Annotated in this window: 23 protein-coding genes; 13 read left to right on the forward strand and 10 right to left on the reverse strand. The window is 63.8% G+C overall.

Annotated elements, in window-relative coordinates; translation table 11 throughout:
• Positions 1 to 79: 79 nt before the first annotated feature.
• Complete coding sequence (locus tag GVL61_RS08265) at positions 80 to 1567, reverse strand: tetratricopeptide repeat protein (protein ID WP_159978858.1); 1488 nt, start codon at positions 1565 to 1567, stop codon at positions 80 to 82.
• Positions 1568 to 1584: 17 nt separating this feature from the next.
• On the opposite strand from GVL61_RS08265, the gene GVL61_RS08270 reads away from it, so the two are divergent.
• The 9 genes from GVL61_RS08270 (at position 1585) to GVL61_RS08310 (ending at position 9951) form a co-directional block, all read left to right on the forward strand.
• Complete coding sequence (locus GVL61_RS08270) at positions 1585 to 1902, forward strand: putative quinol monooxygenase (protein ID WP_159978860.1); 318 nt, start codon at positions 1585 to 1587, stop codon at positions 1900 to 1902.
• Positions 1899 to 2681 carry an SDR family oxidoreductase gene (locus GVL61_RS08275; RefSeq protein WP_159978862.1) on the forward strand — a complete coding sequence of 261 codons (783 nt, stop codon included), beginning with the start codon at positions 1899 to 1901 and terminating at the stop codon, positions 2679 to 2681. The genes GVL61_RS08270 and GVL61_RS08275 overlap by 4 nt, the downstream gene beginning before the upstream one ends.
• Entirely contained in the window at positions 2678 to 3439 is a 762-nt protein-coding gene (locus GVL61_RS08280; protein ID WP_159978864.1) for an SDR family NAD(P)-dependent oxidoreductase, read from the forward strand. The genes GVL61_RS08275 and GVL61_RS08280 overlap by 4 nt, the downstream gene beginning before the upstream one ends.
• Positions 3440 to 3479: 40 nt before the next feature.
• On the forward strand, positions 3480 to 3938 hold the full coding sequence (locus GVL61_RS08285; protein ID WP_159978866.1) for a cupin domain-containing protein: 459 nt from the start codon (positions 3480 to 3482) through the stop codon (positions 3936 to 3938).
• On the forward strand, positions 3935 to 5236 hold the full coding sequence (locus GVL61_RS08290; protein WP_159978868.1) for a M24 family metallopeptidase: 1302 nt from the start codon (positions 3935 to 3937) through the stop codon (positions 5234 to 5236). Before GVL61_RS08285 ends, GVL61_RS08290 begins: the two co-directional genes overlap by 4 nt.
• Positions 5237 to 5249: 13 nt before the next feature.
• The gene (locus GVL61_RS08295) at positions 5250 to 6254 is read left to right on the forward strand and encodes a thiamine pyrophosphate-dependent dehydrogenase E1 component subunit alpha (RefSeq protein WP_159978870.1); all 1005 of its coding nucleotides are present in this window, start codon (positions 5250 to 5252) and stop codon (positions 6252 to 6254) included.
• 16 nt (positions 6255 to 6270) lie between these two features.
• Positions 6271 to 7269 carry an alpha-ketoacid dehydrogenase subunit beta gene (locus tag GVL61_RS08300; RefSeq protein ID WP_159978872.1) on the forward strand — a complete coding sequence of 333 codons (999 nt, stop codon included), beginning with the start codon at positions 6271 to 6273 and terminating at the stop codon, positions 7267 to 7269.
• A 10-nt stretch (positions 7270 to 7279) separates the two neighbouring features.
• On the forward strand, positions 7280 to 7519 hold the full coding sequence (locus GVL61_RS08305) for a biotin/lipoyl-containing protein (protein WP_159978874.1): 240 nt from the start codon (positions 7280 to 7282) through the stop codon (positions 7517 to 7519).
• 83 nt (positions 7520 to 7602) lie between these two features.
• Positions 7603 to 9951, forward strand: coding sequence for a membrane-bound PQQ-dependent dehydrogenase, glucose/quinate/shikimate family (locus GVL61_RS08310; protein ID WP_159978876.1), 2349 nt, complete (start codon positions 7603 to 7605; stop codon positions 9949 to 9951).
• Between the two features lie 681 nt (positions 9952 to 10632).
• Here the strand turns inward: GVL61_RS08310 and GVL61_RS08315 are convergent.
• From GVL61_RS08315 to GVL61_RS08345, 7 genes are all read right to left on the reverse strand, one after another.
• Positions 10633 to 10809, reverse strand: coding sequence for a YezD family protein (locus tag GVL61_RS08315; protein WP_159978878.1), 177 nt, complete (start codon positions 10807 to 10809; stop codon positions 10633 to 10635).
• 23 nt (positions 10810 to 10832) lie between these two features.
• Positions 10833 to 11792, reverse strand: a complete 960-nt coding sequence (locus GVL61_RS08320; protein ID WP_159978880.1) for a sulfate/molybdate ABC transporter ATP-binding protein — start codon at positions 11790 to 11792, stop codon at positions 10833 to 10835.
• Positions 11789 to 12622, reverse strand: a complete 834-nt coding sequence (cysW, locus tag GVL61_RS08325; RefSeq protein WP_159978882.1) for a sulfate ABC transporter permease subunit CysW — start codon at positions 12620 to 12622, stop codon at positions 11789 to 11791. The genes GVL61_RS08320 and cysW overlap by 4 nt, the downstream gene beginning before the upstream one ends.
• Before the next feature lie 2 nt (positions 12623 to 12624).
• The gene (gene cysT, locus GVL61_RS08330; RefSeq protein WP_235037591.1) at positions 12625 to 13458 is read right to left on the reverse strand and encodes a sulfate ABC transporter permease subunit CysT; all 834 of its coding nucleotides are present in this window, start codon (positions 13456 to 13458) and stop codon (positions 12625 to 12627) included.
• A gap of 66 nt (positions 13459 to 13524) precedes the next feature.
• Complete coding sequence (locus GVL61_RS08335) at positions 13525 to 14544, reverse strand: sulfate ABC transporter substrate-binding protein (protein WP_159978886.1); 1020 nt, start codon at positions 14542 to 14544, stop codon at positions 13525 to 13527.
• A gap of 278 nt (positions 14545 to 14822) precedes the next feature.
• Complete coding sequence (locus GVL61_RS08340; RefSeq protein WP_159978888.1) at positions 14823 to 15761, reverse strand: magnesium transporter CorA family protein; 939 nt, start codon at positions 15759 to 15761, stop codon at positions 14823 to 14825.
• A gap of 65 nt (positions 15762 to 15826) precedes the next feature.
• Positions 15827 to 16975 (reverse strand): glycerophosphodiester phosphodiesterase, encoded by a 1149-nt coding sequence (locus GVL61_RS08345; protein ID WP_159978890.1) that lies wholly within the window; start codon positions 16973 to 16975, stop codon positions 15827 to 15829.
• A 251-nt stretch (positions 16976 to 17226) separates the two neighbouring features.
• On the opposite strand from GVL61_RS08345, the gene GVL61_RS08350 reads away from it, so the two are divergent.
• Positions 17227 to 17634, forward strand: coding sequence for a heme-binding protein (locus tag GVL61_RS08350; protein WP_159978892.1), 408 nt, complete (start codon positions 17227 to 17229; stop codon positions 17632 to 17634).
• 88 nt (positions 17635 to 17722) lie between these two features.
• Here GVL61_RS08350 and map read toward each other — a convergent pair whose 3' ends face one another.
• Positions 17723 to 18526: a type I methionyl aminopeptidase gene (gene map, locus GVL61_RS08355; RefSeq protein ID WP_159978894.1), complete on the reverse strand. Its 804-nt coding sequence runs from the start codon at positions 18524 to 18526 to the stop codon at positions 17723 to 17725.
• Positions 18527 to 18674: 148 nt separating this feature from the next.
• Between map and GVL61_RS08360 the strand changes: the two genes are divergently transcribed.
• The gene (locus tag GVL61_RS08360; RefSeq protein WP_200844689.1) at positions 18675 to 19049 is read left to right on the forward strand and encodes a helix-turn-helix domain-containing protein; all 375 of its coding nucleotides are present in this window, start codon (positions 18675 to 18677) and stop codon (positions 19047 to 19049) included.
• Between the two features lie 92 nt (positions 19050 to 19141).
• On the opposite strand, the gene GVL61_RS08365 is transcribed toward GVL61_RS08360, so the two are convergent.
• Positions 19142 to 19774: a DUF4198 domain-containing protein gene (locus GVL61_RS08365; protein ID WP_159978896.1), complete on the reverse strand. Its 633-nt coding sequence runs from the start codon at positions 19772 to 19774 to the stop codon at positions 19142 to 19144.
• Positions 19775 to 19964: 190 nt separating this feature from the next.
• Between GVL61_RS08365 and GVL61_RS08370 the strand changes: the two genes are divergently transcribed.
• Together GVL61_RS08370 and GVL61_RS08375 are read left to right on the forward strand one after the other, a co-directional pair.
• A complete protein-coding gene (locus tag GVL61_RS08370; protein ID WP_159978898.1) occupies positions 19965 to 20468 on the forward strand; it encodes an RNA polymerase sigma factor in 504 nt (167 codons plus the stop codon).
• Positions 20465 to 21427: a FecR family protein gene (locus tag GVL61_RS08375; protein WP_159978900.1), complete on the forward strand. Its 963-nt coding sequence runs from the start codon at positions 20465 to 20467 to the stop codon at positions 21425 to 21427. Before GVL61_RS08370 ends, GVL61_RS08375 begins: the two co-directional genes overlap by 4 nt.
• The last annotated feature ends 27 nt before the right edge of the window (positions 21428 to 21454 follow it).

Below are 21454 nucleotides of genomic sequence, written 5' to 3' on the forward strand. Positions count from 1 at the left end.
TGCGCCGGCTTCCCCTTGCCTCTCCCTTGCGGGTTTCTCCCCGAAGCAGCCCTTGTGCTTGCTTCGGGGGGAAGCGGGGTCAGCGAAGCTTGTGCGGCTTGCCCACGCCTGCGGGCACGAGGTCGAAGGCGAAACTGATGCGTTCCTGCTCGCCTCTGAAGGGCAGAGTCCCGTGCCACAGGTAGGAGGGGAACAGGATCATGCGCCCGGCGCGCGGGGACTTGATGACCGGAGTGCCGCCGCCGCCCAGTTCACCGGGAAGTACGCCGATCGCGAAGGCGCCGTCATCGCCCTCAAACGCGGGATAGTAGACGCCCGAAAGCCAGTTCGGCGCATGGATGTGGGGACCTACTTCGCCGCCGGGCTGGAGGATCGTACCCCACAGCGTCAGGTTCCAGTCTGCGGGCATGGCGCGCAGGAAAGGGTGGTCGGCAGGCTGGGCGGCGAACCCGGCGAGGGCCGCCGCGAGATGCTCTTTGGCGATGCCGGCCAGTCCGCGCAGCGCAGGGGTTTCGGCATCGGCAAGGTCGCCGCTCAGGCGGCCCTGCCGGGTGACGAGACCCTCCGGCTCGAAGGTCAGCGATGGATGAGCGCGCAGTTCTGCCACCAGCGCCGCGTTGAACTGCGCCATGTCGGCAAAGCCCGGCGCGGCCGTGATATCATGGACCGACACGAAGCGGTCGAGCGCCATCATGGCGTCGCGCTCACGGACATGGCCGAGCCGTTCGAACGCAGCGACACTCAGGGCGAGCGGCGTCGTGACGCTGGGCTGCGTCGAGGCCAGCGTGCCGCAGACGCCCAGCGCGTCCTCCCCCTCACCGGCGAGGATCAGCACGCGGGCGAGGTTGATGCCGAGCGCGTGGTTAGGCGCGGCAGGATCGAAAGCACCGCGCAGTGCGGCAACCGCTCCGGCGAAATCGCCAGCACTTTCGCGCATCAGCCCCAACTGGTTCGCGGCGCGCAAATTGCGGGGCTGGGCGCGCAGCACCTGGCGCACGAGATTTTCTGCCTCGTCCCGTCTGCCGCTGGCGGCCAGCGCATCGATCAGGTTGAGCGCGGTTTCGAGGTGCCCCGGGCGCAAGGCCAGCGAGCGGTTGTAGCGCGCCGCCGCCTCATCGTGACGGCCGACACGGGCGAGCGCCACGCCCATGTTGTTCAGCGCATCGGGCTTGTCGCCCGCTGCGGCGAGGACCTTGAGGGCATCTTCGCAGCGGCCCGCCGCGATCAGGCACGAGCCGAGGTTCGCCAGCGTGGCATCGTGGCCGGGACGCAGATCGAGCGCGGCGGCGAAGGCGGCAAGGGCTTCCTCGTAGGCGCCGTCATTTTTCAGCGCCACGCCCAGGTTCTGGTGCCGTCCGGCATCGAGCGGATCGGCATCGCGCGCGGCGCGAAAGGCGTCCAGCGCATCCTCCATGCGCCCGGTTCGCTGGGCGACTATCCCCGCCAGCGTCAGTGCATCGGCGTCGCCGGGTTTCGCGGTGAGCAGGCGTTCGACCAGCGGCCGGGCGGACGCAGGGTTTGGTCCCTGCGCGGCCTGCGCCGCCTCGGCCAGCATTTCCCCCCACATGACGAAAGGTCCTTCAAGTGATTGCAGTCATTATGCATGTCCGCACAAAACCGGACAAGACGCAGCGCTTCATCGAACTGACGACGCAGCTCCAGAAGGACGTGCGGGCGAACGAGCCGGATACCCTGCTGTTCCAGGTCCTGCAATCGCAGGACGACCCCGATGCCTTCGTGTTCACCGAATTCTTCACCACGATGGAGGCGAAGGAGGAGCACGCGCTGCGTCCCTATCACGTCGCCATGTCCGCCGACGGATATGCCTGCCTCGACGGCGATCCCGACATCCGCTGCTTCGACCATCTTGGCGAAGCGGCCTTCACAGGAGTTCCCGCATGATCGCCTCGCTTGAAGGACGCATCGCCCTTGTCACCGGCTGCACCGGCGGCATCGGCAGCGAAATTGCCCGTTCGCTGGGGGAAGCGGGGGCAGTGGTCGTCGGCGCTGACCTGCCCGGCGAATGGAGCGCAGGCCAGCCTGACTGGGGATACTACCAGCTTGACGTCACCGACGAGGCATCGTGGCAGGCGGTTATCGCGGCGATAGAGGCACGTTACGGGCGGCTTGATACGCTGATCCACGTTGCCGGCATCGTCGTGGTCGAGAAGATGGAGAACACCACGCTTGAGCAGTGGCGCAAACAGATGGCGGTCAATGTTGACGGCGTATTCCTGGGCACCAAGTCGGCAATCGGCCTGATGAAGCGTTCGGGCGAGGATTTGCCTCACGGTGCGTCCATCGTCGTGATATCCTCGGTCGCGGGCAAGATCGGCTCGCCGCTACATACCGGGTACTGCGCATCGAAAGGCGCGGTGGCGCTGTTCGTGAAAGCCTGCGCGATGGAATTTTCGGCGCTGAACTACAAGGTCCGGGTCAATTCCGTGCACCCCAGCGGCGTGAAGACCGGCATGGTCGACCACATCCTCCAGCGCATCGTCGACAGCGGGTTCGCCGCCAGCGTCGAGGAAGCCGCCGCCGGTCTGGCCCCCGCGCACCCGATCGGGCGCATGGCCGACCCCATCGACATCGCCAAGACCGTGCGTTTCCTTGCCTCGGATGAGGCCGGTTACATGCACGGCTCGGAACTGATCGTGGACGGAGGTTTCACCGCGCAATGAGCAATCTTGCAGGAAAAGTCGCCATCGTCACCGGCGGCACCAGCGGCATCGGCGCCGCCGTCTCGAAGCTCCTGCACGAGGCGGGGGCCAAGGTGGCGGTGCTCTCCGATGCCGCGCAGGCAGACCTCGACAAGGAAGTCGCCAGCGGCGCTCTGGACCACGCCGTCCATGTCGACATCGCCGATGCGGAGGCTGTTGCGCATGCCGTGCGCGGGATCGAGGGCGCGCTTGGCCCGGTTACGTTGCTGGTCAACAACGCCGCGATCTGGGCGCCCAATCCAGTGCCTGAAAGCCCGCTTTCGCTGTTCGACCGGCATATCGACGTGAACCTCAAAGGTACCTTCTACGTTACGCAGTCAGTGCTGTCGGCGATGATCGAGGCGGGCGGCGGCGCGATCGTCTTCATCGGTTCGGTCAGCGGCGTGGCGGGGCGCGCGGGCGACAGTGCCTACAGCGCTTCCAAGGCGGCCGTAGCGATGCTTTCTCGCACGCTGGCGGCGGAACTTGGCCCCAAGGGCATCCGCATCAACTGCGTGTGCCCCGGCGCGGTGGCGACCCCGCTGACCGCGAACCTGCGCACGCCCGAGGGCGAGCAGGCCATCGCCGCGCTGATGGACGGCCACCCCAGTCCGCGCCGCAAGTTCTTCATGGAGCCTGTGCAGATCGCCGAACTGGTCTGCTTCCTGCTCGATGACAAGTCGAGCTGTGTCCACGGCGCCGTCATCCCGGCGGACGAAGGGCTCACCGCCACGATGTGATTGTCCAAGGCAACATTCAATTTGGGAAGAGGAGACAACCATGACTGTTCTGCACGAACCCGGAAAACTCGGCGACCTCATCGTCAACATCAACGATTGCCACGAAGTCGCGCTGGGCGTTGGCACCACGATCCGCCTGCTGCGCTATAGCGAGGAAACCGGCGACTGGGTGCTGTGGGTCCACATGGAGCCAGGCGCCACCTTCGCCCCCCATTGGCATCTCGGCCACGGCCAGTACTTCGTCACCAAGGGCGAGCTGATCTACGATGTCGGCTCGGCGCCCGTCGGCACCTATGGCTACGAACCGATCGGATCTCGTCACAGCGAGGCGCGCTGCGAGGAAGTGACCGAGTACCTGTTCATGGGCCACGGCGCCGTCGCCTTCACCGACGATGCGGGCGAAATCCGCTTCATCCTCAACCACGAATTCCTGCGCGACGTGGCGAAGGGTGAAGTCGTCTCCAACGTCGCCAACGAGGGGCTGGAGGAGGCGGCATGACCGCACCTTCGAACCCGCGTGCCGACCGGCTGCGCTCGATGATGGCGGGGGAGGGGCTGGACGCGGTGGTCCTCAGCCACCCGCATGACGTGCGTTATGCGACGGGCTATCACTCGATCCTCGAACGCTGGCAGCAGATGGAGCCGATGGCGGCGGCCATCGTCTATGCCGATCCCACCAAACCGCTGACGCTGGTGATCCCGGAGGCGAACCTGGGCCTCGTCGCCGTGCTCAACAAGGACGAGGACGCCTGCACTTTCGCCGAAGTGCGCACGTTCGACATGCTCAACTTCTGCGAAGTCAGCCGCTACATCGACCCGGACCGCAACGGTGGCCAACTGGCCGAGGATGCGGGGCACATGGTGGCCGCCATCGCCGGCACCTGCCAGCCCGACGTGGCCGCCGCGATTGCCTCGGCGCTCGCCGATCACGGCATGGCGGGCGGGCGCGTAGGCTTCGACGAACACCGCGTTTCGGCGCGGATCGCAGGCGCGGTGCCCCATGAATACAGCGACGTGCTCGACTTCATGATGCGCGTGCGCGTGGTCAAGACCCCCGGCGAACTGGCGCGCTATCGCAAGCTGGGCAAACTGGCCGACCGGATCATCGCCCACGCCGGATCGCTGCTCCACGAAGGCGCGGACTGGAACGACGTGCAGGCGCGCATCTGCGACTTCATGGTCCGCAATGAAGTCATCCCGGTGGACGAAGGCGCCATGCTGTTCGGCGGCGCTTACGAGGCGGACGAGTTCATCCCCGACCTGTTCCGCACCCGGGGCAACCGTTCGCTTCGCAGCGGCGACATCGTGATCCTGGAAACGCAGGGCATCTACGACGGCTTCTGGGTCGACATCAACCGGACCGCCGTGGTCAGCAAGGCCAGCCCGGAATACCGCCGCCAGCACGACATCCTGCGCGATGCGTTTCTCAAAATGGTCGATGCGCTGCGGCCCGGCGTCTCCACCGCCAGCCTGCCCGCGATCGGATACGAACACCTGAAGGCCCACGGCGTCGCCACGCCCGAGAAGCTGCTGGTGGTCGCCCACGGCATCGGCCTGATGCCGCTGGAAATTCCGCTGGCCTTCCCCGCCGCCGGGCTTGCCGGGGTGAAGGAAGGCTTCGTGATGGAGGAGAACATGCTGATCTCGCTCGACAGTCTCTACTTCGGCGCGAAGCTTGGCCCCTGCCACATGGAGAACGTCTACGCGATCACCGCTGGCGCTCCCGAACCGATGTATGCGGCTCCGCTCGAACTTTTCGAGGCCGTCTCCGCTCCCCAGCCCGCACCCGTCCACTGAGAGAGGATCTGTCATGACCGCCATTGGCGACAACGACCGCAGGATTGAGAAGTACCGGCGCATGCAGCGCATCCGGCAGTTCGAAACCCGCGCCGAAACTATCCATGCGGCGGGCGAAATCCCCGGCGCGCTGCATACGTACGCCGGCATGGAAGCCTCGGGCGTGGGCGCCTGCATGGCCCTGCGCGACGACGACTACATGGTCGGCACTCACCGCAGTCACGGCCACCCGATCGCCAAGGGCGCGAAGCTGCGCTCGCTGATGGCGGAACTGCTCGGCAAGGTGACCGGGATCTGCAAGGGGAAAGGCGGGTCGATGCACCTGTCGGACTTCTCGATGGGCAGCCTGGGGGAAACCAGCATTGTCGGTTCGGGCGGCCCGGTCACCGCAGGGGCAGCGCTCGGCGCCAAGCTGCAGGGACTGGACCGCGTGGCGCTGTGTTTCTTCGGGGACGGAGCTTCCAGCGAAGGCGCGATCCATGAAGGCATGAACCTTGCCGCCGTGTGGAAACTACCCGCGATCTTCGTGTGCGAAAACAACCGCTTCGGCATGTCGACACCCACCGCTGCGGGCGTCGCGGGCGCTCATGTCGCCGACCGCGCCCACGGTTACGGCATCCCCGGCATCATCGTCGACGGGCAGGACGTGGACGCCGTGGAAGCCGCCGTGCGCGAAGCCGTCGACCGCGCACGCGCCGGAAAGGGGCCGACGCTCATCGAGACAAAGACCTATCGCTACGCCGACCACGCCGTAAACATGGGCCGCGATCTCACCCCCCGCGGGCCGGAACATGACGAGTGGCTGGCGCGCGACCCCATCGTCCTCTATCGTGCCCGGCTGGTCGAGGACGGCGTTTCCGGTGCAGATCTCGATGCGATCGACGTTCAGGTGGCCGAGGAAGTTGCTGATGCCCTGAATTTCGCCCGCGAAAGCGCATACCCGGCCTTCGAAGAGGCCTTCGACCACGTCTTCGTCGATCGCCTGCCGATCCCTGACGATGTACGTGCACACGCCTGAAGAAGGAGCCGGAAAAATGGCCAAGATCACTTACCTGGAAGCCATATATCAGGCGCAGGCCGAGGAAATGGAGCGCGATTCCAAAGTCTTCATCATGGGCGAGGACATTCGCTGCAACGTCTTCGGCACCACCACCGGGTTCGTCGAGCGTTTCGGCGAGGAGCGTGTGCGTGACACGCCGATCTCGGAAAACGGCTTCATCGGCGCAGCGGGCGGCGCGGCGATGGTGGGGATGCGGCCCATCGTGGACGCCACGATTTCCTCGTTCCTGTTCCCGGCGATGGACCAGATATGTTCGATCATCGCCAAGTCGCGCTATATCTACGGCGGCCAGGCGCAGTTGCCGCTCGTGATACGTTCGTGCCTGTTCTACGGCAATTCCAACGCCGCGCAGCATTCCGACAGACCCTATTCCATGTTCATGAACATGCCGGGGCTGAAGATCATCGCGCCATCCAATGCGCATGACATGAAGGGCCTGCTGAAAGCCGCGATCCGCGACAACGACCCTGTGATGTCGTTTGAGGATTCGACCTGCTGGATGGTCAAGTCCGAAGTCCCCGACGACCTCGACTTCGTCATCCCGCTCGGCAAGGGCGAGGTCAAGCGCGAGGGCACCGACGTGACCGTGGTGGCCATCGCGGGCGCGGTGAACATCGCACTAAAGGCTGCGGAAAAGCTGAAAGCGGAAGGCATTTCAGTGGAAGTCGTCGATCCCCGCACGCTGGTGCCGCTCGACCGCGATATCATCCTCCGCTCGGTGCGCAAGACCGGCCGCGCAATCTGCGTCGACCCGGCTCATAAGACTTGCTCCGCCGCCAGCGAGATCGCCGCCACTATCGCTGAAGAGGCATTCGAAGCCCTGCGTGCCCCGGTGGTACGGGTGACCACGCCCGACACCCACCTGCCGTTCAGCCCTCACATCGAAAAGCCGCTCTATCCCTCGATCGAGCGGATCATGGATGCGGCTCGCCGTCTGGTCGGTGCACCTGCGCCGCAGCCACAGCCCGCCTGAGGAGACCGTCATGGCTGAATTCACGATGGTCCTGCCGCAATACGGCATGGGCATGCAGGACGGTGAGATCGTGCGCTGGCTTAAGCAAGTGGGCGAGCGTGTCGAGGAAGGCGAAAACCTCGTCGAGGTGGAAGCTGCCAAGACCACGGTCGAAGTCCCCGCGCCGGTTTCCGGCATCCTGCTGCGCATCCTAGTCGATAGCGGCGACACGGTGGATGTCCGCGCTGCGATCGCGGTGATCGAGACGTAGCGGCTGGTCGTCCCCTCGCACGCGGGGATGATGAATAACAATGTGCTGAATGGCGCAGTCCCGTTCCGGGAGAGGACGCGAGGATGAACGACAAGAAGGTTGGGCCCGGCTGGCCGCGCTGGCTGGCGGGAACGGTGCTGCTCGCCATCGGCGCGGTACTGGCTCTGGGCGGGGTAAAGCTGCTGACGCTGGGCGGCTCGGCCTATTATCTGACGGCGGGCCTCGCGTGCCTCGCATCGGGCATGCTGCTCTGGCGCGGCGACCGGCGTGGATTGTGGCTGTACGCCGCCTTGTTGATGGTCACCATCGCGTGGTCCTGCTGGGAAGTAGGCGGCCAGTTCTGGCAACTCCTGCCGCGTGTCGCAGGACCGGCCGTGATCGGCGCTATTCTGGCCCTCCCGCCGGTCCGCCGAAGGATGACCCGCGCAGCCGACGCCCTGACGCGCTTCGGGCTTGGCACGGCGGTCGCGGCAGCAGCGCTGCTGCTGGGCGCGACGTTCGCCATGAACCCGACCTTCGATGTTCTCCCCGCGCGCGGCCCCGTCGTCGCGGTGGCAGCGAATCCCGCCAGCGCCGAGTGGACGGCCTACGGCGCAAACTCAGCCGGCACCCGCCATTCTCCTGCCACGCAGATCACCCCGGCCAACGCCGCGAAGCTGGAGCAGGTCTGGTCCTTCCAGACCGGCGATACCCGTGCCAAACGCCCTGAAATCAAGTCGATCTCGTTCATGGCAACGCCGCTCATGGTCGGTGACAAGGTCTACTTCTGCTCCCCCACCGGCAAAGTCTTCGCCCTCGACGCCGATAGCGGCAAGCAGGTCTGGCTGCGCGATCCGCACACCAAAATCGGCAATGCCCAGATGCTCAACTGCCGGGGTGTTTCCTACCACGCCGACCCCGCCGCGACGGGCCTGTGTGCCAAAAGGATCATCAGCATGACCGTCGACGGCCGGATGCTGGCAAGCGATGCCGTTAACGGCGCGCCCTGCGCTGACTTCGGCGACAAAGGCACCGTCAACCTCGATGCCGGGCTGGGCGAGGTCGACCCGCTGCGTTCCTACACTTCCTCCCCGCCAGTAATCGTCGAAAATACCGCGATACTCGGCTCCTACGTGCGCGACAACTTCACCAAGGACGATCCCTCGGGCGTCGTGCGCGCCTACGACGTCAAGAGTGGCCGCCTGCTCTGGGCATGGGACAGCGGCCGCCCCGACGATGCACCGATGCCAGGCCCCGGCGAGAGTTGGACCCGCGGCTCGGTCAACGCCTGGAGCGTGTTCAGCGCCGACCCTGCGCTGGGCCTCGTCTATTTGCCTACCGGCAACGCCACGCCCGACCACGTCGGCACCCACCGCAACCCCATGCTGGAGCGCTACGCCAGCTCCATCGTCGCGCTGGACGTGAAGACGGGCCGGGTGCGCTGGCATTTCCAGACCGTCCATCACGATATCTGGGACTACGACATGCCCGCCCAGCCGGTGCTGTTCGACTACACCGTGGATGGCCGCAAGGTGCCGGCCCTGGCCGCTCCGACCAAGCGCGGCGAGATCTTCATCCTCGATCGCCGCACCGGCAAATCGCTCACCGGCGTCGAGGAACGGGCCGTGCCCCGCGGCAAAATTCCGGGCGAGCGGTACTCCCCCACCCAGCCTTATGTTAAGGGCTTCCCCTCCTTCGCACCGCCGCTTTTGACCGAGGCCTCAATGTGGGGCGCGACCCCGCTCGACCAGATGTGGTGCCGAATCCGCTTCCGCTCGCTCGATTATGCGGGCAACTTCACCCCGCCGTCCGAACGCGGCATGATCCAGTGGCCGGGCACCTTCGGCGTGCTCAACTGGGGCAGCGTCAGCATCGATCCGGCGCGCAATCTGATGATCGTGAACTCCGCCGCGATCCCGCAGGAAGTGCGCCTGTTCCGCCACGGCGCGGATACCGAAAAGCCGGCACTGGCAAAGGATTCGCACGCGCCGGGCTATCTGCCGCAGGTGGGGACCAACTACGGCGTCAGCCTGCTGCCGATGCTCTCGCCTTTGGGCACTCCCTGTGAGGCGCCGCCATGGGGGCACATCGCCGCCGTTGACCTTACTACCGGCAGGATCGCCTGGAGCCGGACTTTCGGCACCACTGCCGACACCGCCCCGCTCGGCATTCCCATGCCCGGCGCCTTCAACCTTGGCGGTTCGGCGAACACCGCAGGCGGTGTTACCTTCATCGGCGCGGCGCTGGACAATTACCTGCGCGCGATCGACACTGCCAACGGCCGTGAGCTGTGGCGCGGTCGGCTGCCGGCAGGCGGACAGGCGACGCCGATCACTTACATATCGCGCAAGAGCGGCCGCCAGTACGTGGTGATCGCGGCGGGCGGCCACATGTACATGGGCACGACCCCGGGCGATTTCGTGGTCGCCTTTGCATTGCCGGGCTCAACGTGACGACTGAAATGAAGGTCATTGTCATCGCACCAGATATCGTAAAGGCGCTGCTGACTTGTGAGCAGGCGATTGACTAGACCTCCAGCGATCGACTTCGCGCATCATGGCTCATTCTGTCGGGCCGAATGGCGTCAGCGCAAGGCCGCTTCGAGCCCAAAAAAGCCGTGCCGATTTGAACGGAGCCTGCCGCATTTCCATCGGGAAGGCACTCCGGTGCAGGTCGAGCGGTGGAGAAGGGCAGCAGCAGATGCCTTTGCTCAAAAAAAAAGATGACTTCCCAGCTTTCGATCTCGTGTTACACGTATCTCAATAATAACGAGAGAGGAATCCTATGGAGCGCAAGCTGCACACGCACGCACTGTTCAAACTTGTCGTGATTTTCGCCTTATTCGCTGTGCTCTTTGCGCCGCTTCGCCAGTGGGCCTTGGCCTCGATCGGATTTTAGGCAGATTCCGAGACCGCTTGCGACCGGCATCGCGTAATAGGGCAACTGTTCCGTCCAATTATTGGGTGCCGCCGCATTTATGCATTTCTTCACTCCACGCCACCTCAGGCTTTCAGTGCTCCTGAGCGCGGCGGGTAATCCGCGCATCCAGGGCGTGCGGTGAAGATCAGATTCAGACGGCGACCATTGGCAACTCGCACCCTCAAGGCGCAGGTGTGAGCTTTGCCGCTCTGGTATTATTTTTGACCGAAGCGCCGCTTTTGCGTCACGTCGATCTGCATCAAACGACCTTCGTGAACGGTCAATACGATCTGGCCGAACTTCATCCCGCTAAGCGCTTCACGAACATTGGCGAGGCTCTCCTCTAAAGCAGGATCGGTTTCCGTTTCAGACTGGCTGGGGCGCAGGATCATTTTTCAATTTCCTCGCTATTGCATTACGATGGGTGTTTCTGGAATTCGCGTTCGCGCAAGGGCTGAATCTGAACAGTCTCACCCAGCATTGGTGCGGGGTTGGCGGCGTTGACGTCGAATTCGACGACCCTGTCGTGTCCTTCGATCCGGCCCTCGACCCGCCAGCTCCCACCGCGCCGGAAAACATTGTCGACCACTACCGGAATTCCGCCAGAGGTGACGAGTTCGATGTCATGCGGGCGCACGTGGATCCCGCCGGGAAGCTGGTTTGTTTCACCCACGAAGTCCGAAACGAAGGGGCTGGCAGGTTCCATGTAGACCTGCTCGGGCGTGCCGACCTGCTCGATCCGACCGTGGTCCATGACCACCACGCGGTCGGCCAGTTCGAGGGCTTCTTCCTGGTCATGGGTGACGAAGATCGAGGTCAGCCCCATGGTTTCGTGGAGGCCCCGCAACCAGCGACGCAGGTCCTTGCGGACTTTGGCGTCCAGCGCGCCGAAAGGCTCGTCGAGCAGCAGGAGGCGCGGCTCGATGGCCAGTGCACGGGCGAGGGCCACGCGCTGGCGCTGGCCGCCGGACAACTGCCCGGGATAGCGCTTGCCCAGCCCGTCGAGCTGGACGAGGCGGAGCAGTTCCTCGGCACGGGCGCGGATATCGGCCTTGGGCGGGCGGCCCTTGCGGCGTACCGAAAGGCCAAAGGCGACGTTCTCGGCAACCGTCATGTGCTTGAACAGCGCGTATTGCTGGAACACGAAGCCTACCTGGCGCTCACCTACCGAACGACTGGAGACGTCTTCGCCGTCGAACAGGACTTCGCCGCCGTCCTGGAATTCGAGGCCTGCGATGATACGCAGCAGTGTCGTCTTACCCGAGCCGGAAGGGCCGAGCAGGGCGACGAATTCACCGGCTTTGATCTTCAGGTCGATGCCATGAAGCGCCGCAAAATCGCCGAAGGTCTTGGTTACGTTTTGGACCCGGATCAATGCCGTGCACTCCCGTGAAGGTTGAAGCGCCACTCCAGCACGGTCTTGGCGATGAGCGTCACCAGCGCCAGGCCTGCAAGCAGCGAGGCGACCGCGAAGGCGCCGACGAAGTCGTATTCGTTGTAGAGTATCTCGACGTGGAGCGGCATCGTGTTGGTTTCTCCCCGGATGTGGCCCGAGACGACCGAGACGGCCCCGAACTCGCCCATGGCGCGTGCGTTGCACAGCAGCACGCCGTAAAGCAGGCCCCAGCGGATGTTGGGCAGCGTCACATGGCGGAAGGTCTGCCAGCCGCTTGCCCCCAGCGAGATTGCGGCTTCCTCCTCGTCCTTACCCTGTTCCATCATCAGCGGGATCAACTCGCGCGCGACGAAGGGGAAAGTGATGAAGACGGTGGCAAGGACGATGCCCGGCACCGCGAAGATGATCTTCAGGTCATGCTCTGCAAGCCACGGACCGACCCAGCCGCTGGCGCCGAACAGCAACACGAAGATCAGGCCCGAGACGACCGGAGAGACCGAGAAAGGCAGGTCTATCATGGAGATCAGCAGGCTTTTGCCCCGGAACTGGAACTTGGTGATCGCCCAGCTCGCCGCCACGCCGAACACGAGGTTGAGCGGGACGCTGATCGCGGCAATCAGCAGCGTCAGCTTGATGGCGGACAGTGCGTCGGGCGCGGTCACGGCATCCAGAAATGGGCCGAAGCCCGCCTTGAGCGCCTCGCCAAACACCGCGATCAGCGGCAGGGCGAGGAAAAAGGCGAGGAACAGCAGCGCTATGGCGATCAGAACGATCTGCAGCGCGCGGCTTTCCGTGGTGGAGCGCCGCATGCTCATGCTCCGTACCTGTGGCGACCGGCAGCCTGCACTACGTTGAGCGCGAGCAGGATCGCGAAGGAGACGAGCATCATGACGGTGGCGATTGCAGTGGCCCCGTCGTAATTGTACTGTTCGAGCTGGGTGACGATCAGCAGCGGGGCGATCTCGGTGCGACCGGGCATGTTGCCGGAAATGAAGATTACCGAACCGTATTCGCCCACCCCACGCGCGAAGGCGAGCGCGAAACCTGTGAGGAGGGCTGGGGCAATGGCGGGGAAGATGACGCGGCGAAAAGTCTGCAGGCGGGTGGCGCCGAGCGTGGCTGCGGCTTCCTCGACGTCGTTGCCAAGGTCGGCCAGCACCGGTTCGACCGAGCGCACAACAAAGGGCAGCCCGATGAAGACGAGCGCCACGGTGATGCCGATCGGAGTGAAGGCCACCTTGATCCCCAGCGGATCGAGGAAGCGGCCCACCCAGCCGCTCGGCGAATAGAGCGCTGTGAGAGCGATGCCCGCCACGGCGGTAGGCAGTGCAAAGGGCAGGTCGACGATAGCGCCGATGATCCTCTGCCCGGGGAACGTATAGCGCACCAGCACCCAGGCGACGAGCAGCCCGAACACCGCATTGACGAGGCCCGCCGCAGCCGCCGTGCCGAAACTCAGGCGGTAGGCGGCCAGGGCGCGGTCCGAAAGGCCGACGGCGACGAACTGGTCCCACCCCATGCCGGCGGACTTGAGGAAGATCGTCGCCAGCGGGATCAGCACGATGAGCGTAAGCCAGCCCAGGCTAAGCCCGAATGTCAGCCCGAAGCCGGGTAGCACGGATGGTTGGCGCCAGCGGCGCCGCATGGCGGCGGCGGAAGAAGCGGTCATCTGCAGGGGCCTGCTCGATTATTGATAATGACTAGGTAAGGCTCACTTCTTCGTGGAAATGCGGTCGAATACACCCCCGTCATCGAAGAACGTCTTCTGCGCGGCGCGCCAGCCGCCGAAGTCCTTGTCGATGGTGACCATAGGAATCTGCGGGAAGGTGGACTTGAACTGTTCGGCGATCTCGGGGGCGCTCGGACGGTAGAAGTTGCGCGCGATGGCGACCTGTGCCTCGGGAGTGTAGAGATATTCGAGGTAAGCCTTTGAAACCTCTTCAGTGTGATGCTTCTGCGCGTTTTTCGCCACCACCGCGACCGGCGGCTCTGCAAGAATCGAGATGGAAGGGGCGACAATCTGGAACTTGCCCGCGCCCAGCTTTTTTTCGGCCAGCAGCGCCTCATTCTCCCAGGCGATCAGCACGTCACCGATGCCGCGCTCCACAAACGTGGTGGTTGCACCGCGCGCGCCGCTGTCGAGCACCGGGACATGCGTGAACAGGCTACGCACATAGCCTTCCGCGGCCTTGTCCGATCCGCCTGCCTTGCGACCGTAGGCCCAGGCGGCGAGGAAATTCCAGCGCGCGCCGCCGCTGGTCTTGGGGTTGGGGGTGATGACTTCGACGCCCGGCTTCACCAGGTCGGCCCAATCCCGGATACCCTTGGGATTGCCCTTGCGGACCAGGAAAACGATCGTCGACGTATAGGGCGAGGAATTATCCGGCAGGGCCTTCTGCCAGTCAGTCGGAAGGAGCTTGGCCCGGTCAGCGATCGCGTCGATATCGTAGGCCAGGGCCAGGGTGGCGACGTCGGCATCAAGACCGTCGATGATGGCGCGGCTCTGCTTGCCCGAGCCGCCGTGGCTCATGCGGAAGGTCACGTCCTTGCCGGTCTTCTTCTTCCAGTAGGCGGCAAAGGCAGGATTGATCGCTTCGTACAGTTCGCGTGTCGGATCATAGCTGACGTTGGTGATCTGTACCTTGTCGGACTGCCCGCCGCCGCCTGAGCAGCCGGGCAGGGCGATCGCGAAGCATAGGGCGAGGGGAACCAGAGCGCGGGATTTCAGCATAATCATATCCTGTCCGTATTCTTTACGCCCGAGGCGGTCTTCGACCGTTGCCCTGCGCATCGCTGCGACGGCGAACTGGAGACGCCACGAAACTAAGACCGGAAGCAAGAATACTCAACCATTTTGGTTGGGTAAATGGCCGTTGGGAAAAGTTCGCCTATCAAGCCTGCAATCAAGAGTTGATGGCAGGCCAATTTTGCCCAGCCAGACGGTGCAAATCAGCCGAAAATCGACGCCCCGTCTGTGACCGCCACGTTTTTGCATAAAGGTTGAATGGCTTAAATCCAGTCCCGCCACTTGAACCAGAGGAAAGGAATTATTGCGGAAAGCAGGCACAGGATGATCGCGAAGGGGTAACCGAGCGGCCAATTCAGCTCAGGCATATTATGAAAGTTCATGCCGTAGACGCCGACGACCAGGACGGGCGGAATTCCCACTACCGATGCGACTGTGAGCACCTTGACGACATCATTCTGCTCAATGCTGATGAAGGCCGTTGCCGCGTCTTGAAGGAGTTGGATGCGCCCGCTGAGACTTGTCTCGAATTCATCGAGTGAAGCGATGTCATGGCGGATAGCATCAAACCTGTCCCGCACCGCCTCGTCGAGTTTCGGCGTGCAACGATCAAGAACGAAGGCGACCATTCGCCCTATGCTCAGGAACGTGTATCGCACACGCGAAGCGCGGTCGCTCGCTTGCCCCATGTCGCGCATGATCTGACGGATTTTACGCGTTTCCCGGCTGAGTCCGGGACGTGCCGCCTCCTCGAAAAAGAGAGACTGAGACACTTGTGCCACGATCTCGGAGGCGTGCTCAAGATGATCCGCCGCTCGGTCCACGAGGTCTTCCAATAATGTCGCCAGTGCCGAAACCGGGGTCAGTTGCGAGATATCCGGCAATTCACCTGCCACGGTATCGAACGGCGCGATCTCAGCGTACCGTACCGTGACCAGAACGTCAGGCGTGAGAACGAAGCCGGTGGGAGCGAACTCCCAATGTTGCGTGTGAGTGCCGGTGATCAAAGGCGCGCTCATGTAAAGCACGTTTCCGTCTACCCGCAGCCGGCTCGAAGATTCGATCTCCCGAAGCGCACCAAGGTCTGGAAGGTGGACACCATAGCGTTTTTCGACGGTGGCCCGCTCGCCGTCATCGGGCGACATAAGATCGAGCCATTTGGCGTTGGCCCCATCTGCTTCATTGGGAAAGGATCTCAACATATTGTCTTCCTACTCGCCCATTGGCGCTTGGGCCAGCACCCACCCTCCTTGAAATTACTGCGTTGTCAGGCCATGCCGTCGACCGCTGCCCGGCCGAGGCCCGGATCGTCGGTGAAGAAAGAATCGACGCCAGCCGCCACGTAGCGGCGCATCAGTTCGACGCAGCCCTTGTCCTGCCGTGCGTCATCGCCGCCGGGGCCTTGGAAATCGGTAGGCAGGAAGCGGTTTTCCGGGCGAACCGTCCATGTCGAGACAAGCAGCCCGGCGGCGCGTGCATCGCGTACCAGCGAGGTGGGTTTGCCCAGCGGCCCGGACTTGCCGGTCGCATCGCCGAAGGGGATGATGCCCTGAAGCACAGGCGAGACCCAGTCGGCATAAGTCTTCATTTCGGCTAGACCCGCCGGGGTATGCATCTGGTTATAGGTCAGCTTGCCGCCGGCGGCGGTAACGTCAGGCGGGCTCATGTCCATCGGCACGGTAAGCTGCAGCAGTTGCAGCTTGGCGTAGGCGCCGATGCGCGGGCGCAGCCATTTGAGGTTGGCGACCTCGAAGCTCTGGACGATCACCGGCGTGGTGGAAAGATAATGGCTGAGCGCCACCCGGTCGAGCAAGCGCTGTTCCTGCGGCAGGCCGATGCTGGCGAAATAGGTCGGGTGCTTGATCTCGGGGATGAGACCGATCGCGCGCCCGCGCGCGGCGGATTCTGCCGCCACGAAATCGGCGATCTCCTCCAGCGTGAGCAGTTGAAACTGCCCGTCGTAGCTCTTGCTCTCCGGGCGCATGGCACCAAGCCGCTCTATCGCGCGCAGGGTCTTGATCTCGGCCAGCGTGAAGTCTTCGGTAAACCATCCGGTAAGCGACTGTCCATCGATGACCTTGGTGGTGCGGCGATCGGCGAACTCGGGATGATCGGCGACGTTGGTGGTTTCGGCGATGTTGTTTTCGTGGCGGGCGATCAAAGCGCCGTCCTTGGTCGAGACCAGATCGGGCTCGACGAAGTCAGCACCCTGTTGGATGGCCTTGGCATAGGAGGCCAGCGTATGCTCGGGCCGCAGAGCGGAACAGCCGCGGTGGCCGATGACCAGCGGCTTCCTGCGCTGGGCCAGGTCATTCGCCGCCGCAGTTGCAGGGGCCGCGCCAAGCGCGACCCCTGCAACTGCGGCACCGGCTCCGACGCGGATCAGTCCGCGCCGGGAGAACGTGTTGTCCGTCATGTTTACATCCCTACCGAGAAAATCAGGAACCACTGGCGCGGGGCCAGCGGTTAGACCGCTTAAACCGAAGAAGGCTGGCTGATAGACACCGTGGATGCACCTTTAATGTCGAATATGTTGATGACGGAGGAAGAGATCGATGCAAGGGCGCCATGTCGGTGCGATCGCCGTATGGGTCCTGCTATGGGGCTGACCTCTCATCACGGATACACCCGACACAGAATGTCGGCGTTTGGAACGGATACGGTTTAATGAAGATGAAGAACAGCCTAGAAGCCACTGATGTCAAAGCTATTCTGGTCGCCGCGGAGGCCGAAGCTCTGGCAAATGGCTGGGCCGTGACCATTGCGGTGGTCGATGACGGGGGCCACCTCCTTGGCCTGCAGCGGCTGGACGAGGCTGCGGCAAGTTCCGCGCATATGGCTCCTGCCAAGGCCGTCACTTCGATCATGGGGCGCCGGGAGTCCAAGGTCTATGAGGACCTCATCCTCAACGGCCGAGTGTCGATGCTGTCGGCCCCGGCGTTGCAGGCGATGTTGGAAGGCGGTGTCCCGATTGTTGTTCAGGGCGATTTCGTTGGCGCGGTCGGCGTATCCGGCGTCAAATCGGAGCAGGATGTGCAAATCGCGCGCGCAGGGATCGCGGCAATCCTCTCGTAAGAGCGCTATGGCGCGGCGCCCCTTCACTTGGCCCGTAACGTCGGCCTTGTTGAAGGGGAGCAACGCCTGCAAGTTGAGCGGCCTTTCCTCAGGCGGGGGCCGTGAATATCTCGTGGCCCGTTTCGGTGATCCCGATCGAATGTTCGAACTGGGCGGAAAGCGTCCGATCGCGCGTGACGGCGGTCCAGCCATCTTCCAGGATCTTTACACCGGGCCCGCCGATGTTCAGCATCGGCTCGACGGTGAAGAACATGCCGGGCCGCAGTTCGGGCCCGGTGCCTGCCCTGGCCGCGTGAACCACGTCCGGCGCATCGTGAAACACCCGGCCCAGGCCGTGGCCGCAGAAATCGCGAACGATCCCATAGCGATACTTCGCCGCGAAACGCTCTATGGCATGGCCGATGTCGCCCAGGCGGTTGCCCGGTTTCGCCTGCTCGATCCCGCGCATCATCGCCTCGTGTGTGACTTCGACCAGCCGCTTCGCCTTGAGCGGGACTTCGCCAACCATATACATGCGACTGGTATCGCCGTGCCATTCGTCAAGGATCGGGGTCACGTCGATATTGACGATATCTCCCTCCTTCAAGGTCCGCTCCGAAGGGATGCCGTGGCAGACCACCTGGTTGATCGAGATGCAGCAGCTATGCGTGAATCCGTGGTAGCCGAGCGATGCCGGCCTCGCGCCTGCCTCCAGGGCCATGTCGTAGACCATCGCATCGAGCGCATCGGTGCGGGCACCCGGGACCACGTGGGGTGCCAGGCGGTCCAGCATGTCGGCGGCAAGCCGCCCCGCCTTGCGCATTCCCTCGAACCCTACTGGCCCATGCAGTTTGATGGCTTCCGTGCGTTCGACCGGCGCCAGCGCCGCATCGATGTAGGTTGCATGCTTCATGGGGGAGGCGTCCTCGGTTCTTTTCGGCACGACCTTGGCCTGCTGCTGCGATGATCACTGCGCAGATGGCCCGATTGGTCGGTGTTGTCGTTGGGCACATACTCGCCTAATTTATGGCTGGTAAGTACGCACATGAAGGTAAGTGTCGATGTTAAAGCGCACATCCACGCGTCTGGCCGATCGCATGGAGCGCGGCGACGTGTTCGAGCCGCGCTCTCCCTCGCGAGAGATAATGAAACACGTGACCAGCACCTGGGGCGTGCTTGCGCTTATAGCGCTGAAACCCGGGACGATGCGGTTCAGCGCATTACGACGCAAGTTGAACGGGGTGAGCGACCGAATGCTCGCCCAGACCCTGCACCAGCTGGAGGGAGACGGGCTGGTGAAGCGGCAAAGCTACCCGGTGGTGCCGCCGCATGTCGAATATACGCTGACCGACCTTGGCCGCGAAGCGGCGGACCGCGTTGAAGCTCTGGCCAACTGGATAGACGATCATTTGCCCGTGCTGCTCGCTTACCGATAAAATCCGGTAAACCGGTGAAGCGCCCGAAAACGCTTTATACCCGGATTTAGTCGGGCAAGTGGCTTTCGGGGCGCTTCTATCAGGTCAGGCGTTCAGTCCACCACGAAGGTTGTGGTGGCAACCCTGTGCAGCACAGAAACCGGGCCGAGTGTCGTGTCAAACTTGCCTTCGTCTTTCAGGGTCGCGGAGATAAGATAGCGGCCCTTTTCACGGATCGGCACGGCGACAGCTCCATCCGCGTCGGTCTTGACCGATTTCGACCACTTTTCCGGCGAGACCACCGTGATCTGCGTATCTTTCACCGGCTGGCCGTCGCGGACGAGCACGAAGCGGTCACTGCCCGCAGTCACGGGCGTGAGTTCCATCGGCATCACAGCGCGTGCTTCGCTGCGGCCTGCGCGTGCATAATAGGCTACGCCTTCCTTCTTCGTACCGGTGCCCCAGGGAGCAAACACGGTGTCGTCGTGCGCACGCACGTCACCGGAAGGCACCGCCACTTCCAGATATCCGGTCTTGCGGGCCAGCACGGCCTTGCTGGCCGGCACGAGCTTCGGCGCCTTGAGGTGTTCGAACTCAGGGTCGCCACCGACCGGCAGCGCTTCGGCGGGTTCGCCAAGGTAGATGCGGGCCGGGCCCGAGGCATCGCGTTCGATCCAGACCTCATGGGCCTGTACTGCCGGAGCGGCACAAGCGAGGAACAAGGGGGCCAGGTACCTGATGGACATCGTATGCTCCGCAATTGTCTGAAAGGGCCGGCGGCCGGAATGAATGATTTGTGATTATCGCTATTACATTGCATTAGCAAGATGGCAGTCGATGTCCGACGTTTTCAGCGATTTGGACGAGGCCCGAATTCGCCATCAAGCTGTCATGCCCCGAAGATACCCGGCGGCACCGGAGCCGGGGAGGCGAGTCTTGAATTTCGATGAATCCGTCTATCGCCTGTGCCGCCGTGAGGTCTATCGCTTTGCTTACAGGCATCTGGGCGATCATTCGGCCAGCGAGGACATCGTTCAGGACAGCTTCGTAAGGCTCGCCCAGTACCGCACCGGCACCATCGCCAACATGGGAGGAATGCTGCGCACGATCGCGCGTAACCTCATCGTCGATCATGCCCGGTTCCGCACACGCCGCAGCGAGGATGCACTTGCTGGCGGGATGGACGCTCCGGCAGAATATCCATCGCAGGAACAGATTATGCTGCACCGCGAGCGTATGGAACAAGTGTCCGAGATTCTCGCGCAGATGCCGGCCCAGCGCCGCGAGGTGTTTATCATGCGTCGGCTCCACGGGATGTCCGCCAAGGAAGTGGCCGCGGCCCTGGCGATCAGCCCCGCCGCTGTCGACACGCATGTCGCGCGCGCTGTGCTGGCGCTGCATAAGGGCATGGCCACGCTGGATGAGGCGCCGGGCCAATGACGGCGGATATCTTGCACGATCAGGAACACGAGGACGCTGCGCTGTGGGTTGCCCGCCACATGAGCAACGCCGTCGACGCCGCCGCATTCGCGCAGTGGCAGGCTGGTGCGCCGGGCCGCCGGGACAAGTTCGAGGTACTTTGGGCCTCGTGCATGGACGAGGCGGTCGCCGATGGCGCGCGCCTTTATGAATGGCGCAAGGAGAAGCGGCGGCGGATGCCGACTGCCCGCAGCGGGACCCGCCGTTTTGCCATCGGCGCTCTGGCCGCTGCCTGCCTCGCGGTGCTGGCCTTGTCATGGCCGCAGTTGCAATTCGCAATGACGCCCGCGCAGACTTACGCCACGACCGCCGGCGAGGTGCGCAGCGTTACGCTGGCCGATGGAACTGAGGTCACGCTGAACGGCGCCACCCGCATCAGGGCCAGGATCGCCAACAACCGGCGCGAGATCGCGCTGGAGGCGGGCGAAGCCCTGTTCGACGTGACGCACGACAAGCACCGGCCTTTTACGGTCTCTGCCGGACCAGGGCAGGTTACCGTGCTGGGCACGCGCTTCGATCTTGCGGTGAACGCAGGCCGGGTCGACCTTGCCGTGGAGCGCGGCCTGGTTCGTTTCGAGGCGAGCGAGGGCCATACGGCCCCGGTCCTCGTGCCGGCCTCGCACCGCTCCGCGCTGATCGGGGGGCGGGTCGGCGATGCTGCCCGGTTCGAGGCCGCATCCGTTTCCGATTGGCGGGAAGGTTGGCTGCAGGTCTCTGACATGCCGCTGGCGCAGCTTATCCCGCGCCTGCAGCGCTGGACCAGCCGGACCATCACTGTAGCGGACGAGGCCCTGCTGGAAAAGCGCGTGGCAGGCCGGTTCCGCCTCTCCGAACCTGGTGTCGTGCTCGATAACCTGGGAGCACTTTATGGCTTCAGGGTCAGGCAGACGGGGCAGGGCTATGTCCTCGAACAGCAGTGAAAGCGGCCCGGAAACCCCCGCCATCCG

The sequence above is a fragment of the Novosphingobium sp. 18050 genome (genome assembly GCF_902706195.1).
Taxonomy (GTDB): Bacteria; Pseudomonadota; Alphaproteobacteria; order Sphingomonadales; family Sphingomonadaceae; genus Novosphingobium.

Excerpts from the sequence above, each read along its gene's own strand:
- GVL61_RS08265 (WP_159978858.1), bottom strand. The coding sequence starts at position 1,567 with ATGTGGGGGGAAATGCTGGCCGAGGCGGCGCAGGCCGCGCAGGGACCA.
- GVL61_RS08275 (WP_159978862.1), top strand. The coding sequence starts at position 1,899 with ATGATCGCCTCGCTTGAAGGACGCATCGCCCTTGTCACCGGCTGCACC.
- GVL61_RS08280 (WP_159978864.1), top strand. The coding sequence starts at position 2,678 with ATGAGCAATCTTGCAGGAAAAGTCGCCATCGTCACCGGCGGCACCAGC.
- GVL61_RS08285 (WP_159978866.1), top strand. The coding sequence starts at position 3,480 with ATGACTGTTCTGCACGAACCCGGAAAACTCGGCGACCTCATCGTCAAC.
- GVL61_RS08290 (WP_159978868.1), top strand. The coding sequence starts at position 3,935 with ATGACCGCACCTTCGAACCCGCGTGCCGACCGGCTGCGCTCGATGATG.
- GVL61_RS08295 (WP_159978870.1), top strand. The coding sequence starts at position 5,250 with ATGACCGCCATTGGCGACAACGACCGCAGGATTGAGAAGTACCGGCGC.
- GVL61_RS08300 (WP_159978872.1), top strand. The coding sequence starts at position 6,271 with ATGGCCAAGATCACTTACCTGGAAGCCATATATCAGGCGCAGGCCGAG.
- GVL61_RS08305 (WP_159978874.1), top strand. The coding sequence starts at position 7,280 with ATGGCTGAATTCACGATGGTCCTGCCGCAATACGGCATGGGCATGCAG.
- GVL61_RS08310 (WP_159978876.1), top strand. The coding sequence starts at position 7,603 with ATGAACGACAAGAAGGTTGGGCCCGGCTGGCCGCGCTGGCTGGCGGGA.
- GVL61_RS08315 (WP_159978878.1), bottom strand. The coding sequence starts at position 10,809 with ATGATCCTGCGCCCCAGCCAGTCTGAAACGGAAACCGATCCTGCTTTA.
- cysW (WP_159978882.1), bottom strand. The coding sequence starts at position 12,622 with ATGCGGCGCTCCACCACGGAAAGCCGCGCGCTGCAGATCGTTCTGATC.
- cysT (WP_235037591.1), bottom strand. The coding sequence starts at position 13,458 with ATGCGGCGCCGCTGGCGCCAACCATCCGTGCTACCCGGCTTCGGGCTG.
- GVL61_RS08335 (WP_159978886.1), bottom strand. The coding sequence starts at position 14,544 with ATGCTGAAATCCCGCGCTCTGGTTCCCCTCGCCCTATGCTTCGCGATC.
- GVL61_RS08340 (WP_159978888.1), bottom strand. The coding sequence starts at position 15,761 with ATGTTGAGATCCTTTCCCAATGAAGCAGATGGGGCCAACGCCAAATGG.
- GVL61_RS08345 (WP_159978890.1), bottom strand. The coding sequence starts at position 16,975 with ATGACGGACAACACGTTCTCCCGGCGCGGACTGATCCGCGTCGGAGCC.
- GVL61_RS08350 (WP_159978892.1), top strand. The coding sequence starts at position 17,227 with ATGAAGATGAAGAACAGCCTAGAAGCCACTGATGTCAAAGCTATTCTG.
- map (WP_159978894.1), bottom strand. The coding sequence starts at position 18,526 with ATGAAGCATGCAACCTACATCGATGCGGCGCTGGCGCCGGTCGAACGC.
- GVL61_RS08360 (WP_200844689.1), top strand. The coding sequence starts at position 18,675 with ATGTTAAAGCGCACATCCACGCGTCTGGCCGATCGCATGGAGCGCGGC.
- GVL61_RS08365 (WP_159978896.1), bottom strand. The coding sequence starts at position 19,774 with ATGTCCATCAGGTACCTGGCCCCCTTGTTCCTCGCTTGTGCCGCTCCG.
- GVL61_RS08375 (WP_159978900.1), top strand. The coding sequence starts at position 20,465 with ATGACGGCGGATATCTTGCACGATCAGGAACACGAGGACGCTGCGCTG.